The following is a 15,606-nucleotide window of genomic DNA, read 5'->3' as shown; positions in this document are numbered from 1 at the left end:
TTAAAACAAAAAAAACAGTAACCTGTACTGCTTTTGCAGGGTAGGTTACTGTTTTTAGGAAGAGGTCTGTAATTTACCTTTTATTTTCTGCTTAGAGCTTTTTTGGCTGCTTTAACGATATTTTCAGCGTTCAAACCGTATTTCTGAAGGAGGGCATCAGGTTTTCCGGATTCACCAAAGGAATCATTTACACCAACATATTCCATAGGAGCAGGGTTGTTTCTAATCAAAGTTTGGGCAATTGCATCTCCCAAACCACCATTCAACTGGTGTTCTTCAGCAGAAACACAGCATCCAGTTTTAGCAACAGAATCCAGAATGGCTTCCTCGTCCAAAGGTTTTATGGTGTGGATGTTGATTACCTCAGCACTGATGCCTTCCTCTCTTAATAGAGCTTCAGCAACAACCGCTTCCCATACAAGGTGACCAGTAGCAAAAATGGTTACATCCTTACCTTCGATCATTTTCCAGGCCTTTCCAATTTCGAATTTCTGATCAGAAGGAGTGAAAATAGGCCATTTTGGACGACCAAATCTCAGGTAAACAGGACCTTCATAATCAGCGATAGCTATGGTTGCTGCCTTGGTCTGATTATAATCGCAAGGATTGATTACAGTCATATTGGGCATCATTTTCATCATGCCTAAATCTTCCAGTATTTGATGGGTAGCACCATCTTCTCCTAAAGTCAAACCAGCGTGAGAAGCACATATTTTTACGTTTTTCTCAGAATAAGCTATAGATTGACGGATTTGGTCATACACACGACCTGTAGAGAAGTTGGCAAAAGTTCCGGTAAAAGGGATTTTACCATTAATGCTCATACCAGCAGCCAAGCCCATCATGTTGGCTTCTGCAATTCCAACTTGGAAGAATCTTTCAGGGAATTCTTTTTGGAAATCCCCCATTTTAAGCGAACCAATAAGGTCTGCACATAGTCCCACTACGTTGGGATTTTTCCTTCCGGCTTCTAATAACCCATCTCCAAAACCGGACCGGGTATCTTTTTTCTCAGTATATGTGAATTTAGTTTCTAATGTCTTTTCCATGATTTTTCAATTGTTGAAATGTTGAATAATTGAATGGTCGAGGAATATTTATTTGGGAATCGACAATTCAATATCCGTGTAATTAAGTACGCTGTAATCAATTACTTGATACTTCGTACTGGATACTTTGTACTTAATAATCGCCCAGGGTTTCTTCCAGTTGACCCAAAGCTTTTTCCAATTGCTCATCATTTGGAGCAATACCGTGCCACTTATGGGTACCAACCATGAAATCAACACCATAGCCCATATCAGTATGCAAAAGGTTCAATACAGGTTTGCCTTTTCCTAGCAAACTTTTAGCTTTTTCCAAACCTTCCAATACGGCTTCCATATCGTTGCCATTTGGGGTTTCCATCACTTCCCAACCAAAAGCTTCCCATTTAGCTTTCAAGTCTTTCAAGTCCATGACATCTTTGGTAGGACCGTCAATTTGTTGGCCATTGAAGTCGATGGTAGCAATCAGGTTGTCCACTTTGTGGTGGGGAGCATACATGGCTGCCTCCCAGATTTGACCTTCCTGCTGTTCACCGTCCCCCATTAGGGCATAAACGGTGCTGTCATCTCCGTCGATTTTCTTGGCTTGGGCAGCTCCAATGGCTACAGAAAGTCCCTGACCCAATGATCCGGAGGCAATTCTGATTCCTGGAAGGCCTTCTTCTGTGGCAGGGTGACCCTGAAGCCTGCTGTCCATTTGACGGAAGGTGCTTAATTCTTCAAGGTTGAAATAACCGCTTCTGGCCAGCACACTGTACCATACAGGAGAAATGTGTCCATTGGAAAGGAAAAACAGGTCTTCACCTTTTCCTTCCATTTGGAAATCTTTATTGTGGTTAAGTTGGCTGAAGTACAGCGCAACAAAAAATTCAGTACAACCTAATGACGCACCTGGGTGGCCTGATTGGCAAGCGTGCACCATGCGTACAATGTCTCTTCTAACTTGAGAACAGGTTTTTTTCAATTGGTCGATTGAGAGTTTTTCCATTTTAAAGGAATTATTTAAGGATTTGATTAGAATGCTCTTTTGTTTTTACTTTATCGATGATCTCGGCCAAATTACCTTCTTCATCTATAACAAAGGTAGTTCGTACCGTGCCCATATAAGTTTTTCCGAAATTCTTTTTCTCTGCCCAGGTACCATATAAGTTGTGGACAGTCTTGTCTTCATCAGAAATCAAAGGGAAAGGAAGATTTTGCTTTTCAATGAATTTCTTGTGGGATTTTTCAGAATCCGGACTAATGCCCAATACTACATAACCTGCATCTAATAATGCATCATAATTATCCCTTAGATTGCAAGCCTGAGCTGTACATCCTGGGGTATTGTCCTTAGGGTAAAAATAGAGTACTACTTTCTTCCCTTTGAAATCGGATAACCTGATGGTATTTCCATCTTGATCTTTGGCTTCAAAGTCAGGGGCTTTCTTTCCTACTTCTAATGACATACAAATTGTTTTTAGGTTAAGTGTATTTTTGACATTTAAATTTCATAAATTATTTCGGATAATGCTATAAATTTCTAATAAATCTTTCTGTATTGTTAGCATTATCAGTGACACTAAGCTCAATTTTGCCTTTGAATGGCTTGTTGTTTAGCTTTTCTGTCCATATGACCCCATGTTTATGTTCATACCGTAGAATGACCCATTCTCCGTTTACACAGAGCTTAAAGTCCTTTATTCCGGACAAATCATCTCGAATATAGAACCTTAATTGGGAAGAATTGATTCTTATCGGTCTTATTGTTGGGGGACTGTCATCTCTATCGAGTACAAAAGTACCAAATTTTTTGGTATTAAACCTGATATGGTCATTTCCCCATTTTCCCCCCAGGAATGCTTTCCATCCGTTGGGATAAAGTTGATACACATGAAGTTTGCTGGTATCTCCTTCAAAGCCCTCAGTCGACATGCTTACCTCCATGGGATTCCTGAGGTATTCATGTTCGTCATTGATTTCCAAAGCGGGTCTATTTTCAAATTCTTTATAGTTTACCCTGAGAAAGAGATCATCCAACAAGGTGTTTTTGTCAAATTGAATTGATGTCTTTCCATTAGTGTAATAAATCTCCTCCTGGAATGGGATTCTCGCTTCCACTTCTGGGTAAACCATAGAAGTACAAACATCCACGGAGTCAGGAATTCCATAATTCAAGTCCCAAAGGTAGGTTCTGTGGTGGGCTGATTCATAAGCTGTTTGTACATCCATCATAAAGCCATTAACGTAAAACATGGCCAATTTCCCTTCTTTTTCCAATGGAGCGTGTAGGACCATCCATTTATTATGGTTTTCTATTTTTGGAAGTGAACCACCTGGATAAGAACCATTGCTTTTAATCTCTTCCTTTTCTCCTTTAAACTGAAGTTCAAGGAGACTGGTATTTCCGTAAGCATCCTGCACTTCTACCTTTACATCTTTTGTTGAATCAGGTTCAACTTGGATTGCTCCACTAAAAACACTGTCAGGATAGTAAAAGTCAAATGGATTGTTAGGAACCCGGTAAAGTTTAGTATATCGGTTTCGATAAGTATGCCTTAAGACAAACCTTCCAATTTCAAAATCAATTTTATCAACATCTATTTCAAAGGTCTGCTTTCCACTTTCATATATTTTAAACAATGGAAAGCCATTGGGATTATACATTCCATCCAGTTTATCATAACCCCGAATCTCAATTCCAACTTTTCCTGTTATGGTTACCGGTTGGTCTACAACGAATTTGTTGCCTCGGTAATTAATCCTTAATTCTGTTCTCTCAAATTTTCCATTGATTCTACTGTTGTATTCCAAGGGGCTTAGGGCAACATCGGCAATTATTGGAGGGGTGCTGTCTTTGATCTCATCAAATCCAAATTTTAATGGATCCAAAGCCCTTTCTAGTGAATCACGGATCTCAAAATGCAAATGGGGACCTCCTGAACTTCCTGTATTTCCAGAATAGGCAATGGTATCCCCTTTGCTTACCCTTAATACCCCGGGTTCGAGGATAACCTCTAAACTGTTTTGTTTGGCCTCAGCCATTTTCTGCCAAATGTATTGGGCTATTTTAGGGGCAAAATCCTTCAGGTGGGCATAAACGGTATATTGACCATTTGGGTGTTTTAAGAATAGCACATTTCCATATCCAAAAGAAGAAACTTTTATCTTTTGGACATAGCCATCTGCTGCAGCGTGAACAGGAAGCCCTTGCCTTCCTTCGGTTTTTATGTCTAAGCCACTATGAAAATGGTTGGACCGGATTTCTGACATGTTTCCAGCCAGGAAATTTTGTTGACCTGGATTTATTGGAAATAGGTAGTAACCTTTTTCCACTTGCCCAGAAGCAGAAAAACAGCTTAGTAATAATAGAAAGAATACCAGGTTTTTATTTAACTTCAAAATCCAACAGCTTTTTATCCTCAATATACCCCTCTAACCGGTCTCCTACATGGACTTTGTTTACACCCACTGGTGTTCCGGTAAATATTAAATCTCCTTTTTTTAAAGTAAAAAATTTGGAGATATATTCTATTATGACCCCAAAATCAAAAAGCATCAAAGAAGAATTACCTTTTTGTGCAAGCTCTCCATTTACATCTAACTTGAAATTGATATCATTAAGGTCTTTAAACTCGCTAATTTGCAAAAAAGAGCCAATAGGGGCAGAACCATTAAAGCCTTTGGCAATTTCCCAGGGAAGTCCTTTTTCTTTGCATTGTAATTGGAGGTCCCTTGCAGTAAAATCAATCCCAATCCCAATTTCATCAAAATACCGATGGGCAAATTCCCTTTTGATGAATTTCCCCTCTTTGTTGATTTTAAGGACAAGTTCTATTTCGTGTTGAACATTATCCGAAAATTCCGGTAAAAAAAATGGCATATTATTTTTTAACAGGGCAGTATCAGGTTTTAAAAATACTACTGGAGCCCCTGGCTTTTCATTTTGTAATTCATTTATATGTTCCACATAATTACGACCAATTGCTATTATTTTCATGCAAGCGGGATTTAATAAGGTGTTGGGACAAATTTCCCACAAAGAAACTATATAAGCATGGATTAATAAAATGTTTTTGATCGATAGTTCCTTTTGGGAAGGATTTCCACTTTCAATAAAAATGCCATTCTGCAATAAAAAAATGGATGAAAGGTTTTCCCTTTGAATCGGAAAAGGTTATTTGTTGGATTCTAACTAGGGTTTTGAAACCTGGTGAAAGGAGAGTTAAATAAAGGTTTTAAAATTGGAAATCAAATGCGCTATTTAATAATGTCCCTATGAGGAAGAATATGCATGGCAGAAGAAATATTGAAAAGAAGGTTAGTAGAGCAATTCAAAAAAAATAAATGGTAAAAAATGAATTTTGATAATTTATTTTTTACCATAACCACTATCTTGATTATTGATTTTGACTTATTTTACCAATGTAGCTGTGGTAATTTTACGTAGGGCTAATAATGATCAAATCTCTTTAAAATAGGGCTCTTTTAGTCTAGTGAGGGGAGGGGAATATAGGATTTGTCACCTTTGACCATAGGCCACTTTTTTTCTTCCCATAATTTTTTTGCTTGAACAATTTTTGATTTTTCCGAGGATACAAAATTCCAATCGATAAATCTTTCTTCTGGAAATGGATGCCCTCCAAATAAGAGGAGATGGCTATTTTCCTTGATTTTTAGGGCACATTGGTTATCAATTTTTGAAACCAATAAATCGCCTGCATCTATTTTATTGTCACAAGCTGTAACGCTCCCTTCCACGATGCATATCCCAATTTCTCCATTTAATTGCCCTGCAATTTCCAAGTCAAAATCTTGATTGGTTTTAATTTCCACCATAAAAAGTTCAGAATGAACGGGCACAGGAGATGATTTTTCAAATGCATTTCCTGCTACCAAAGTAAATGATGCCCCATTTTCTTCCCAATAAGGAAGTTCCCTTGCATCAATATGGTGAAATTCAGGATCCATATCTTCCCTTTCTTTCGGCAAAGCCACCCAAATCTGATACCCATGAAATGGAAAGTTTTGACCTTTACGCAAATGTTGGGGAGTTCTTTCTGTATGAGTAACCCCTTTTCCAGCTGTCATCCAGTTAACTGATCCGGGAGTTATAAGCTGTTTGGTTCCCAAACTATCTTCATGAACCATTTCCCCTTCCAATAAAAAAGTAAGGGTTGAAATACCAATATGTGGATGTTGGTCAATGTCCATGTATTTACCAGGGCCAATGACTGATGGCCCCATATGGTCAATAAATACGAAAGGCCCCACCATTCTTTTTTTTCTGAAAGGTAATAATCTTCCTACCAGAAAATCCCCAATATCCCGACTTCGCTCAGCTATAATGAGATCCAAGGTGGACATGAATTATTTGTTTTGAGATGTGGAACTCCAGGAAGGTACCAAGTTTATTTGGTTTTTTCTAAATTTATACATTAATTTTTGGAATAATGAAAAATGGTTATTGGATTTTCCTTTTTCTTTTGTTTTTCCACTTTTTCTTGTTGGGAAGTTGCTGGATTGTTTGTGAAAAACAATTTGAAGGTCATGGCCTTATCGAACACTTCAATTTCCGATATATCCAATAGGGCAGTTTTAAAGGATTCGTTTCCATATTTTATTTTTACAACCGAATTGGGATCAACAGAACTTTCCTCCAAAAGTTTTAACACATCCTTTGTGAAAAGATTTCTGATAACCATATCGGTTTTATTTTCGGTTATTACCAGATGAGTCTCTTTACCCTCTTTGGAAATTGTATTTTCCTTAGAAACAGAAAGGACGGATTGGATTTTTGAACCACTTTGTACAAATGAAGCTGGTAAATATTCCAGTTTCAATTGCAAATTTGGGGTTAATTCTAATAGTTGTATAAGGTCGGCAGTTTGCATGATCTGGGTATTTAGGGATCAATTATGATATAAGGATAACCATTTTTTGCCAATTTTATACAAGGAAACAATAAAAAATATTGGTTGGTTTGAAAAAAAAATGTATCAACAAAATGTGGTGATTCAATGGTTTTAAGAAAGGTTATTTTTAAATTGTGATTTTAAATATTATAAAATGTTATTAGAATAGTTATAAGTGTATAACGTGTTATCTATCAGTGGGTTTAATGGCAATAAACTTAGATGTTTTGTTGGAGTTAACAATCAAAAATTTACCTTTATTGACTTTTTTCTCTGAATAAAATTTCAATTTTTTGAATACTTTTTTGGCATCCTTCCGGGCCAATTTTATGAAAGTAAAATTAAACTCAGAAATAAAAGAGATTAAAATTCAAGGAAATGGCAATTACGAGAAAATTGTTTTCCAGACGGAAATTAAAAACGAAATCCAGAATTCCAGCATATAAAGAATTAAAAAGGGAAGGGTTTTTTGTCTTTTAATATTATGTATCGATCCTTTTTTTAAAATTCCCGGGGCAGGTCTCCCCTAATAAAATTTGCGGCCTAAAAGTAGGCCTTAAAAATAATGAGAAGGGTCATGGAATTATTTTTTTAATAATCAATGAAAATTATTTAAATGGTGATATGTTTGTTAAATAAATGTTAATCAATGGATCATTAGCAATAACAATGGGAAAATCCAGCTGCTAATGACTTCTCAATCCAAGAATGACATTAAAAGTTTTGCAACAAATCCGGAAAGGAGCAAATCATGAGATGGACCTACAGTATCAAGAATAAACTCACCATTGCTGCTCTTTTAGCAGTAGTGTTTTTTTCTGTATTTGTGAAAAATATTCTTGATGAGGAAAAAGTTTCAGATTTAACAGCTTCATTTTCTACTTTTTATGAAGATAGGCTATTGCCTGAAAGTTATATCTTCCAGCTTTCCGATAAACTTTATCAAAAGCAATTAATAATTCAACAACTTCAACAACCATCAGATTTTTTATTGGAAAAAGAGAAATACCAGTCTCATAATGAATTTATTGATTCTATCTTGGTGGAGTTTGAAAATACATTGTTGACTGAAAATGAGGCGGTTTATTTATCCGATTTAAAGGAGAATATCCTTCATTTGAAATTGATTGAAGAAATATTAGCAAAACCTGACCTCAAACAGGAACGATTCTTATTGGCTAAGAAGCATTCGAAAGCGACATTGAATCAGGCCAAGGATAATTTGAGCAAGCTCTCTGATGTTCAGTTGGCAGTAGGAAAAGCCTTAAATGATTATTCACAAAAAATCCGGTCAGGTAGTTTGGTTTTGACCCGTTTTGAGATGGCCATTCTGGTGGTTTTAGCTTTGTTGATCAATGCATTAATATTTAGTTCGGAAACGGTAAAATCCAAGTTTAGGCAAACTTCCCATTTAAATTAAATCTAGATCAGGAAGGTGGCTTACTATTTTGCCATTTTTTAATACTGAAATTTATTTTTTAAATCCCATTCCAGATTCCCCTTTTTAATTTTACTTTTAAGAACCAATGAATTAAATCTTTTTTTAATGAATAGATCCCGAAAGGAAAGAAAAGTCACCATTACTCATGTGTTTAAAACTATTGTTTGGCCAAGGAGAAAGCACTTGTTTTTTGGATTGGGATTGATCATAATAAGCAGATTGGCTGGTTTGGTTTTGCCGGGTGCCAGTAAATTTTTGATGGATGAAGTGATTCCCAATAATAATATGAAATTGCTAAAATGGTTAGTGATTGCCGTGGGGATTGCAGTTACTATTCAATCAGTTACTTCTTTTGCTTTGACCCAAATTTTAAGTGTAGAAGCTCAGCATTTGATTGCCAAGTTGAGATCAAAAGTCCAAAAGCACATTATCCATCTTCCCATCCGTTTCTTTGATAATGCAAAAACAGGGGAACTTGTTTCACGAATCATGACTGATGTGGAAGGGGTTAGGAATTTGGTGGGAACAGGCTTGGCCCAAATGGTTGGAGGGGTGTTGACTTCTATAATTTGTCTGGTCCTTTTGATCATTATAAGCCCGATGATGACTTTATATGTCCTGGTACCTGTTGTCATTTTTGGGTTGATTTCTTTGAAGGCTTTTGGGAAAATAAGGCCCATTTTTCGGGAGAGAGGAAAAATCAATGCAGATGTAACAGGAAGGCTTACTGAAACTTTGGGGGGAATCCGGGTGATCAAAGGGTTTAATGCTGAAAGCCAAGAAACAAAAACCTTTGAGGATGGAGTGATAAAGTTATTTTTAAACATCAAATCAAGCCTTACTGCCACCAGTTTGGTGACTAGCTCAGCCACATTTTTGCTGGGGATAGCTTCTGCTGGCATTATGGGAATGGGAGGTTATTTTATCATCGAAGGTGAAATGTCTATTGGGGATTTTTTAGCTTTTACCTTATACCTGGCTTTTATGATTGCACCCATAGTCCAGATGAGTAATATCGGAAGTCAATTGACAGAAGCTTTTGCCGGTTTGGACCGGACAGAGGATATTATGAATCTGCCTCTGGAAGAGGATGAAAAAGTTAGGGATATCCAATTGCCAAAAATCCATGGGGATGTTGTTTTTGAAAACGTCCATTTTGCCTATGAAAAGGGAAAGGAAGTAATCAAAGGTGTTAGTTTTGAAGCACCTGCAGGAACAATGACCGCATTGGTGGGAACTTCAGGATCCGGGAAAACAACAATAGCTGGCTTGGCAGCATCTTTTCTTAATCCAAGGGATGGTATTATAACTATTGATGGGCAGGATTTGGCTCAGGTTAATTTGTCCAGTTTCCGAAGCCAATTGGGTGTGGTGCTTCAGGATGATTTTTTGTTTGAGGGGACCATCCGTGAAAATATTTTATTTCCACGTCCAAATGCCGGGGAGAACCGGTTGATGCAGGCCATTCAAGCAGCTTATGTGCATGAATTTACCGATAGGTTTGAGGAAGGTATTGATACCTTAATAGGGGAGCGGGGTGTAAAACTTTCCGGAGGGCAAAAGCAAAGAATTGCCATAGCCAGGGCTATTTTGGCTGATCCCCGGATTTTGATATTGGATGAAGCTACTTCCAATCTGGACACAGAAAGTGAAACCCTGATCCAATCCAGCTTAAAAGATTTGATGAAGGGAAGAACAACCTTTGTTATCGCCCACCGTCTCAGCACCATCCGCCAGGCGGATCAGATTTTGGTCATCGAAAAGGGCAAAATTGTAGAAAGAGGCCAGCATCAGGAGTTGATGGACCTGCAGGGAAGGTATTATGAGCTTTATACTTACCAGGCTAGAATCTAAGGGAAAGTATCAAGTAGCTGGTATCAAGATTTTAGATGATCCCAAGTTGTTGGATGATTTCAACAACCACGATATACAGGATATTAAGGTCCCACAGCTAAGCCGATGGGACTCTAAAACTTGATTCTAAAAATCCGTGTCTGAAGATTTTAAATCCAATTTTTCTATTCAAATATTCCTAAACAGCACATCGTGTCCTTCTGACTGAAGTTTTATTCCACTGGGACGGTTGGTTATCCCTTTTCCTCCCTCATTTCCACCATCTATTCCTGAAAATTCACTTCCCCAAACTTGTTTAATATGTTCGTTGGAATGTACTTTTTGGCCGTTGAAATATAGGGTAACCAATGCTTTTTCAATAAGTTTTCCGGTTTCTCCAAATCGGGCGGACCGGAATACGATATCATAAGCATTCCAATTGCCCAATCCATAATAAATATGGTAAGGAGCAGCTTTTTCATTAATGATGGCAGCCATTCCATGGGTAGTTGAATCTCCGTCTAAAACCAGAATTTCATAGCGGTTTTGGAGATAAACCCCGCTATTACTTCCTTCATTTTGAATCAAAAATTCAACATGCAACCTAAAGTCGCGAAACTTTTCTTTGGTTACAATGTCTTCAGCTCCATATTTTTCATTTGTTCCTGCAGGGGCATTGCTGCTTAAAGCTGGTCCATCATTCACAGGATCTGCAACTATTTGCCATTTAATAGGAAGTGTGGCCGCTAACCTCGGCCCCTCCCAGTAAGTCCATTTTTCATGCAACAATTCCTTACTTCCATCGAAAAGAAGTTCCGCATTTTGTGGCATTTCAGCACCAACCCCCAAATGATTTTGGGCATATGGGCATAAGATTGCTTTAATGAAATAATGAATAATAAGAAAAAGATCTATAAGGCTTTTACTTTAATTGATGTGTCCATTTTGGGTTTGGTAAATTGATTTAGCTAAAATATAAGTAAACTAAATAAAAATTTCATCTCCGGTCAAAACACCATTTTTGGCCATTTTCAAATTAACCCTAAAAAATCCTATCCATTATTTGCCATTTTTCGCCTTCAGGTACTCCTGGGAGCCCCTTTTGATATTTCCACATCAAATTTTCCCATTCCTGGACTTTAGGATTGTCAGCATCCATCTGGGCTTTCTTTTCAAAGGAAAATCCTTCATCGGCCTCGATTAACATGAATAATCTCGTTTTCCAGCGGAAAATTTCCATATTTTGTATACCTGCATTTTTAATACTTTCTAGTATTTCAGGCCAGACTTTTTGATGATATGCCTCATATTCTTTAATCAATTGAGGGTCATCTTTCAAATCTAATGTAAGAGCGTATTTTTTGGACATTTTGATTCAAATGTATTTCAAATAAAATGGGGATGTCCGATGGCTTTGCCTTCGGATTTTTTAAAGTTGAGCCTTGGTCTCCAAGAATTTGACTTTTAGCTTTTCACATTCGGTTTCGAGCTTCCAGCCTTAGGCTTTCTGCTTTCGGCCTTTGACTTTCGGCTTTCAGCTTTATGCTATCTATATCTAAAGAAGATTTTCAGTGAAGTTTCATTCCCAAATCCCTAAGAAATGCCATAAAATTTAGCTGCAGTTTTGCCTATGATATCTTCTTGTTCTTCCTGACTCAATGATTGGATAAAGTTCCGGACTATTTCAATATTTGACGGATAAGTAGATGCTACCAAAGCCACCGGCCAATCGGATCCAAACATCAATTTTTTGCTGCCAAATGCTTCTAATGCAACTTCCATATAGGGCTTGAAATCCTCTTTTTTCCAATTATCCCAATTGGCTTCAGTAACCATCCCTGAAACTTTGCAATTGACGTTATCAAATGAGCCCATTATTTTCATCTGTTTGGCCCATTCATCTATCTTTCCATCTTTGATATAAGGTTTGGCCAAGTGGTCAATCACAAAAGGCTGGTTGGGGAAACTTTTGACCAGATCAATTGCTGCTTCCAAATGGTGCGGGAAAATCAAAATGTCATAAGTGTAATCCAATTTACCCAATTTGGTCAAACCTTCTCTAAAATCCTTTTGCTCCATCAATTCAGGAGGTTGACCTTGTAAAATCATTCGGAAGCCGGCCATATTTTCTTCCTGCTTATAATTCTCCAGATCCTTTTGAACACCCTTTGAACTTAAGTCAACCCAGCCTACAACTTTTTTGATCCATGGATTTTCCTGGGCTAGCCTAAGCAAAAATTCATTTTCACTCAAAGATTCATCAGCCTGAACGACAACAGATCCATCAATTCCTTCCTTATCCAAAAGAGGTTTTAAATCAGAGGGGAGAAAATCCTTTTGGATCTTTGACATACTTTGGTCAATCCATTCATGCTTTACGGGTTCGTATTCCCAAAAATGCTGGTGGGCGTCTATTTTCATATCATGATTTTTATGTGGTTATAAAAAAACTGGCTACCCCATGGGGTTGCCAGTTTAAAATAAAGGAGTCATTGTTAACCTTTGTAATTAACAGCTACTTGTTTGGAAGTACCTAATCCATCAATGCCTAATTCCACTTCGTCCCCTTCTTTGAGGAAAGTCGGTGGATTCAGGCCAAGACCAACGCCAGCTGGGGTACCTGTGGAAATAATATCACCAGGTAACAAGGTCATATAATTGCTTAGATGACTGACTAAAGTTGGGATGTCAAAAACCAGGTCAGAAGTATTGCTATCTTGCAGCATTTCTCCGTTTCTTTTTAGCCACAGTCTTAAATTATGAGGATCTTTTATTTCATCTTTGGTCACCAAATAGGGGCCAAGCGGGGAGAAGGTATCATTGCTTTTTCCTTTTACCCATTGCCCACCATGGTTAAGTTGATAATCTCTTTCTGAAACATCATTCAATAAGCAATATCCAGCCACATAGTCCATGGCATCTTTTTTATCCACATAGCTTGCTCTTTTTCCTATCATAACGGCCAACTCCACTTCCCAATCCGTCTTTTCTGACCCTCTTGGAATGATGATATTGTCATTGGGACCGGTAAGAGATGATGTGGCTTTCATAAATATTACCGGTTGTTTAGGCACTTCCATACCACTTTCTTTGGCATGAAGCGAATAGTTCAAACCTATGCATATGATTTTGGAAGGTCGCTTGATAGGAGGGCCGAGTCGAGTTTCCTTATTTACTTCGGGGCATTCTCCTTCATGATCTTTTAACCAGGCTGATAATCTTTTTAAACCATCCTTATCTAAAAAATCTTCCGTCCAATCTTCTCCAAAAGCACTACAATCAATCCAAGTTCCGTCTGTTTTTTCTATTCCGGGCTTTTCTTCACCGGTATTTCCAAATCTTAATAATTTCATTTCTATTTATTTTGGTTTAGACTGCTTGTTAACAGTCATGGTTTTGAATTATGTTCAAATAATTTGACCTTTGTTTTAAGTTTTTAAATTTAAGAAACCACCATCTATGGGATAATTTCCTCCGGTTAGGAAGCTGGCTTCGTCAGAGGCAAGGTAAAGGGCCATGCTTGCAATTTCCTCTGGTTTGCCCATTCTACCAATTGGTTGTGTGGCGGCTAGTTTATCAAACATTTCCTTTTCTTTTCCTGGATAGTTTTTGGCTAAAAATCCATCCACAAATGGGGTATGCACCCTTCCAGGAGATATAGCATTGCAACGGATATTATAATCCACATAATCCCTTGCAATAGAAAGGGTCATGGAAAGCACCGCACCTTTGGTCATGGAATAGGCAAAACGGTCTGCCAAGCCCATGGTGGATGCTACCGAAGCCATATTGATGATAGAACCGCCCTTTTCTTTCATTTTTGGCAAGGCAGCCAAGGTACAATTATAAATCCCTTTAACATTCACTTCGTACAGCCTGTCAAAATCTTCCTCCTTGGTATTTTCAAGGTTCCCTACATGAGAAATTCCCGCATTATTGATCAATACATCCAAATTTTCGGGGATACTTTCCACTAAAGATTTTACAGCTGCTGTTTTGGAAACATCTCCTTGTAAAAAACTGACTTTAAGACCCTTTGCTGTTAATTCTTCCTGCACTTTTTCCCCAGCTTTTTGGTCAAAATCTATAAAATAAACTTGACCACCCTTTTCGGCAAATTTTGTGGTCATGGCCAGGCCAATTCCGCTAGCCCCTCCGGTTATTAAAATGGTTTTATTTTGCATGTATTACTATTTTTCAAATCAACTAACAAAACTTGAAAATAGATGTTTCAGATTAAATAGCCATCCTGTAGGTTGCTGTATTTTCAATTTGGAGAATTTAAATGAATTTCCTCCAACAATACCTGTCCATGATTAAAATCGTAAGCTTTAAGAGATTGGGGTTTCATTTTAATACTGTAGCCGGGAAAAGTAGGGACTTGATACTTTCCATTTTTTATTTTTACAGGATCAATGAAATGTTCGTGCAAATGACCCACATATTCAATCACCCGGTTTTCCATAGTCCCGCTAATAAAGATAAAATCCAACATTGAAAGAGGTTGAACATATTCGCAAAGACCTACACCAACATGAGGGCAAATAGGGACATTATTTTTTTTGGCGATAAGCATTATGGCAAGGTTTTCATTTACTCCAGTCACGGGGCAACTATCAATTTGACAAATTTGTAAAGCACCAGCCTTTATCAATTGTTTAAAGATCACCCGATTTTGACCGTGTTCACGAGTCGCCACCAAAATTGGCTTTACAGCATCGCTGATCGTTTTATGGCCAAAAATATCATCCGGCCTTGTAGGTTCTTCTATCCACAAAGGCTTGAACTGGGCCAGGGCTTTCAAGTTTTCAATGGCTTCATCAACTTCCCACCTTTGATTGGCATCCATCATCAGGTACATTTCATCTCCTATTTCTTCCCGGATAATCGCTGCCTTTCTTAAATCGTCCTGAAGATTGGAGCCCACTTTCATTTTGATATGCTTCCAGCCCTCTTCCTTGGTAAGTACTTCGGTGATATAGCTGAAATCTATGCAGGAAAGAAGTTGTTCAGGGGACATTTCCCCCAACAATCTCCAAAGGGGTTTTTGCTTAGCTTTGGCGTAGAGATCCCATACTGCATTGATGAGTGCTCCTGCGGCAAGGTGAATCACACCTTTTTTAGGGCCAAGCCATCTGATTTGGCTGTCACTATTGATGAGCGCCCATGTACGCTGTGATAGCTTCAAGAGATTTTCCAACCACTTGGGGAGCTATGGCTTTTATGGCTGCACAACAGATATCATTTCCCCTGCCAATAGTAAAAGTCAATCCATGACCTTCCAATCCCGGTTGATTAGTTTTTAATATGATATATGCTGCAGAATAATCCGGATCAGGATTCATGGCATCGGAGACAAGTTTTTCTCGGCTGGTGGGAAAACGGATATCCT

The 15,606-nt window shown here is 37.9% G+C and carries 16 protein-coding genes; 2 read left to right on the top strand and 14 right to left on the bottom strand.

Going from position 1 to position 15,606, the window contains the following annotated elements; genetic code table 11:
- Positions 1-80: 80 nt before the first annotated feature.
- The 7 genes from QWY93_RS16750 to QWY93_RS16720 all read right to left on the bottom strand — a co-directional run bounded on the left by QWY93_RS16750 (position 81) and on the right by QWY93_RS16720 (position 6,919).
- Positions 81-1,049, bottom strand: a complete 969-nt coding sequence (locus tag QWY93_RS16750) for a transketolase family protein (protein WP_290249565.1) — start codon at positions 1,047-1,049, stop codon at positions 81-83.
- A 133-nt stretch (positions 1,050-1,182) separates the two neighbouring features.
- Positions 1,183-2,034 (bottom strand): transketolase, encoded by an 852-nt coding sequence (locus QWY93_RS16745; protein ID WP_290249564.1) that lies wholly within the window; start codon positions 2,032-2,034, stop codon positions 1,183-1,185.
- Between the two features lie 10 nt (positions 2,035-2,044).
- On the bottom strand, positions 2,045-2,494 hold the full coding sequence (gene bcp, locus QWY93_RS16740; RefSeq protein ID WP_290249563.1) for a thioredoxin-dependent thiol peroxidase: 450 nt from the start codon (positions 2,492-2,494) through the stop codon (positions 2,045-2,047).
- A gap of 64 nt (positions 2,495-2,558) precedes the next feature.
- Positions 2,559-4,427, bottom strand: a complete 1,869-nt coding sequence (locus tag QWY93_RS16735; protein ID WP_290249562.1) for a M23 family metallopeptidase — start codon at positions 4,425-4,427, stop codon at positions 2,559-2,561.
- Positions 4,414-5,025, bottom strand: coding sequence for a fumarylacetoacetate hydrolase family protein (locus tag QWY93_RS16730; protein ID WP_290249561.1), 612 nt, complete (start codon positions 5,023-5,025; stop codon positions 4,414-4,416). Before QWY93_RS16730 ends, QWY93_RS16735 begins: the two co-directional genes overlap by 14 nt.
- A gap of 488 nt (positions 5,026-5,513) precedes the next feature.
- Complete coding sequence (locus QWY93_RS16725) at positions 5,514-6,392, bottom strand: pirin family protein (RefSeq protein ID WP_290249560.1); 879 nt, start codon at positions 6,390-6,392, stop codon at positions 5,514-5,516.
- Between the two features lie 71 nt (positions 6,393-6,463).
- Positions 6,464-6,919 carry a hypothetical protein gene (locus QWY93_RS16720; RefSeq protein WP_290249559.1) on the bottom strand — a complete coding sequence of 152 codons (456 nt, stop codon included), beginning with the start codon at positions 6,917-6,919 and terminating at the stop codon, positions 6,464-6,466.
- 772 nt (positions 6,920-7,691) lie between these two features.
- Here QWY93_RS16720 and QWY93_RS16715 point away from each other — a divergent pair.
- Entirely contained in the window at positions 7,692-8,360 is a 669-nt protein-coding gene (locus QWY93_RS16715) for an MCP four helix bundle domain-containing protein (RefSeq protein ID WP_290249558.1), read from the top strand.
- Between the two features lie 126 nt (positions 8,361-8,486).
- Positions 8,487-10,235 (top strand): ABC transporter ATP-binding protein, encoded by a 1,749-nt coding sequence (locus QWY93_RS16710; protein WP_290249557.1) that lies wholly within the window; start codon positions 8,487-8,489, stop codon positions 10,233-10,235.
- Positions 10,236-10,403: 168 nt separating this feature from the next.
- Here the strand turns inward: QWY93_RS16710 and QWY93_RS16705 are convergent, their stop codons facing one another.
- From QWY93_RS16705 to QWY93_RS16675, 7 genes are all read right to left on the bottom strand, one after another.
- The gene (locus QWY93_RS16705) at positions 10,404-11,114 is read right to left on the bottom strand and encodes a 3-keto-disaccharide hydrolase (RefSeq protein WP_353959667.1); all 711 of its coding nucleotides are present in this window, start codon (positions 11,112-11,114) and stop codon (positions 10,404-10,406) included.
- Between the two features lie 142 nt (positions 11,115-11,256).
- Positions 11,257-11,583, bottom strand: a complete 327-nt coding sequence (locus QWY93_RS16700) for an L-rhamnose mutarotase (RefSeq protein WP_290249556.1) — start codon at positions 11,581-11,583, stop codon at positions 11,257-11,259.
- A gap of 224 nt (positions 11,584-11,807) precedes the next feature.
- On the bottom strand, positions 11,808-12,635 hold the full coding sequence (locus QWY93_RS16695; RefSeq protein ID WP_290249555.1) for an amidohydrolase family protein: 828 nt from the start codon (positions 12,633-12,635) through the stop codon (positions 11,808-11,810).
- Between the two features lie 74 nt (positions 12,636-12,709).
- On the bottom strand, positions 12,710-13,567 hold the full coding sequence (locus tag QWY93_RS16690) for a fumarylacetoacetate hydrolase family protein (RefSeq protein WP_290249554.1): 858 nt from the start codon (positions 13,565-13,567) through the stop codon (positions 12,710-12,712).
- Between the two features lie 75 nt (positions 13,568-13,642).
- Positions 13,643-14,398 (bottom strand): SDR family NAD(P)-dependent oxidoreductase, encoded by a 756-nt coding sequence (locus QWY93_RS16685; protein WP_290249553.1) that lies wholly within the window; start codon positions 14,396-14,398, stop codon positions 13,643-13,645.
- An 83-nt stretch (positions 14,399-14,481) separates the two neighbouring features.
- Positions 14,482-15,402 (bottom strand): enolase C-terminal domain-like protein, encoded by a 921-nt coding sequence (locus tag QWY93_RS16680; RefSeq protein WP_290249552.1) that lies wholly within the window; start codon positions 15,400-15,402, stop codon positions 14,482-14,484.
- The gene (locus tag QWY93_RS16675) at positions 15,365-15,559 is read right to left on the bottom strand and encodes a hypothetical protein (protein WP_290249551.1); all 195 of its coding nucleotides are present in this window, start codon (positions 15,557-15,559) and stop codon (positions 15,365-15,367) included. The genes QWY93_RS16680 and QWY93_RS16675 overlap by 38 nt, the downstream gene beginning before the upstream one ends.
- Positions 15,560-15,606 lie beyond the last annotated feature (47 nt).

Source organism: Echinicola jeungdonensis (assembly GCF_030409905.1).
Taxonomy (GTDB): Bacteria; Bacteroidota; Bacteroidia; order Cytophagales; family Cyclobacteriaceae; genus Echinicola; species Echinicola jeungdonensis.
This window is presented reverse-complemented; position numbering and strand designations above follow the sequence as displayed.

Excerpts from the sequence above, each read along its gene's own strand:
- QWY93_RS16750 (WP_290249565.1), bottom strand. The coding sequence starts at position 1,049 with ATGGAAAAGACATTAGAAACTAAATTCACATATACTGAGAAAAAAGAT.
- QWY93_RS16745 (WP_290249564.1), bottom strand. The coding sequence starts at position 2,034 with ATGGAAAAACTCTCAATCGACCAATTGAAAAAAACCTGTTCTCAAGTT.
- bcp (WP_290249563.1), bottom strand. The coding sequence starts at position 2,494 with ATGTCATTAGAAGTAGGAAAGAAAGCCCCTGACTTTGAAGCCAAAGAT.
- QWY93_RS16730 (WP_290249561.1), bottom strand. The coding sequence starts at position 5,025 with ATGAAAATAATAGCAATTGGTCGTAATTATGTGGAACATATAAATGAA.
- QWY93_RS16725 (WP_290249560.1), bottom strand. The coding sequence starts at position 6,392 with ATGTCCACCTTGGATCTCATTATAGCTGAGCGAAGTCGGGATATTGGG.
- QWY93_RS16720 (WP_290249559.1), bottom strand. The coding sequence starts at position 6,919 with ATGCAAACTGCCGACCTTATACAACTATTAGAATTAACCCCAAATTTG.
- QWY93_RS16715 (WP_290249558.1), top strand. The coding sequence starts at position 7,692 with ATGAGATGGACCTACAGTATCAAGAATAAACTCACCATTGCTGCTCTT.
- QWY93_RS16710 (WP_290249557.1), top strand. The coding sequence starts at position 8,487 with ATGAATAGATCCCGAAAGGAAAGAAAAGTCACCATTACTCATGTGTTT.
- QWY93_RS16700 (WP_290249556.1), bottom strand. The coding sequence starts at position 11,583 with ATGTCCAAAAAATACGCTCTTACATTAGATTTGAAAGATGACCCTCAA.
- QWY93_RS16695 (WP_290249555.1), bottom strand. The coding sequence starts at position 12,635 with ATGAAAATAGACGCCCACCAGCATTTTTGGGAATACGAACCCGTAAAG.
- QWY93_RS16690 (WP_290249554.1), bottom strand. The coding sequence starts at position 13,567 with ATGAAATTATTAAGATTTGGAAATACCGGTGAAGAAAAGCCCGGAATA.
- QWY93_RS16685 (WP_290249553.1), bottom strand. The coding sequence starts at position 14,398 with ATGCAAAATAAAACCATTTTAATAACCGGAGGGGCTAGCGGAATTGGC.
- QWY93_RS16675 (WP_290249551.1), bottom strand. The coding sequence starts at position 15,559 with ATGAATCCTGATCCGGATTATTCTGCAGCATATATCATATTAAAAACT.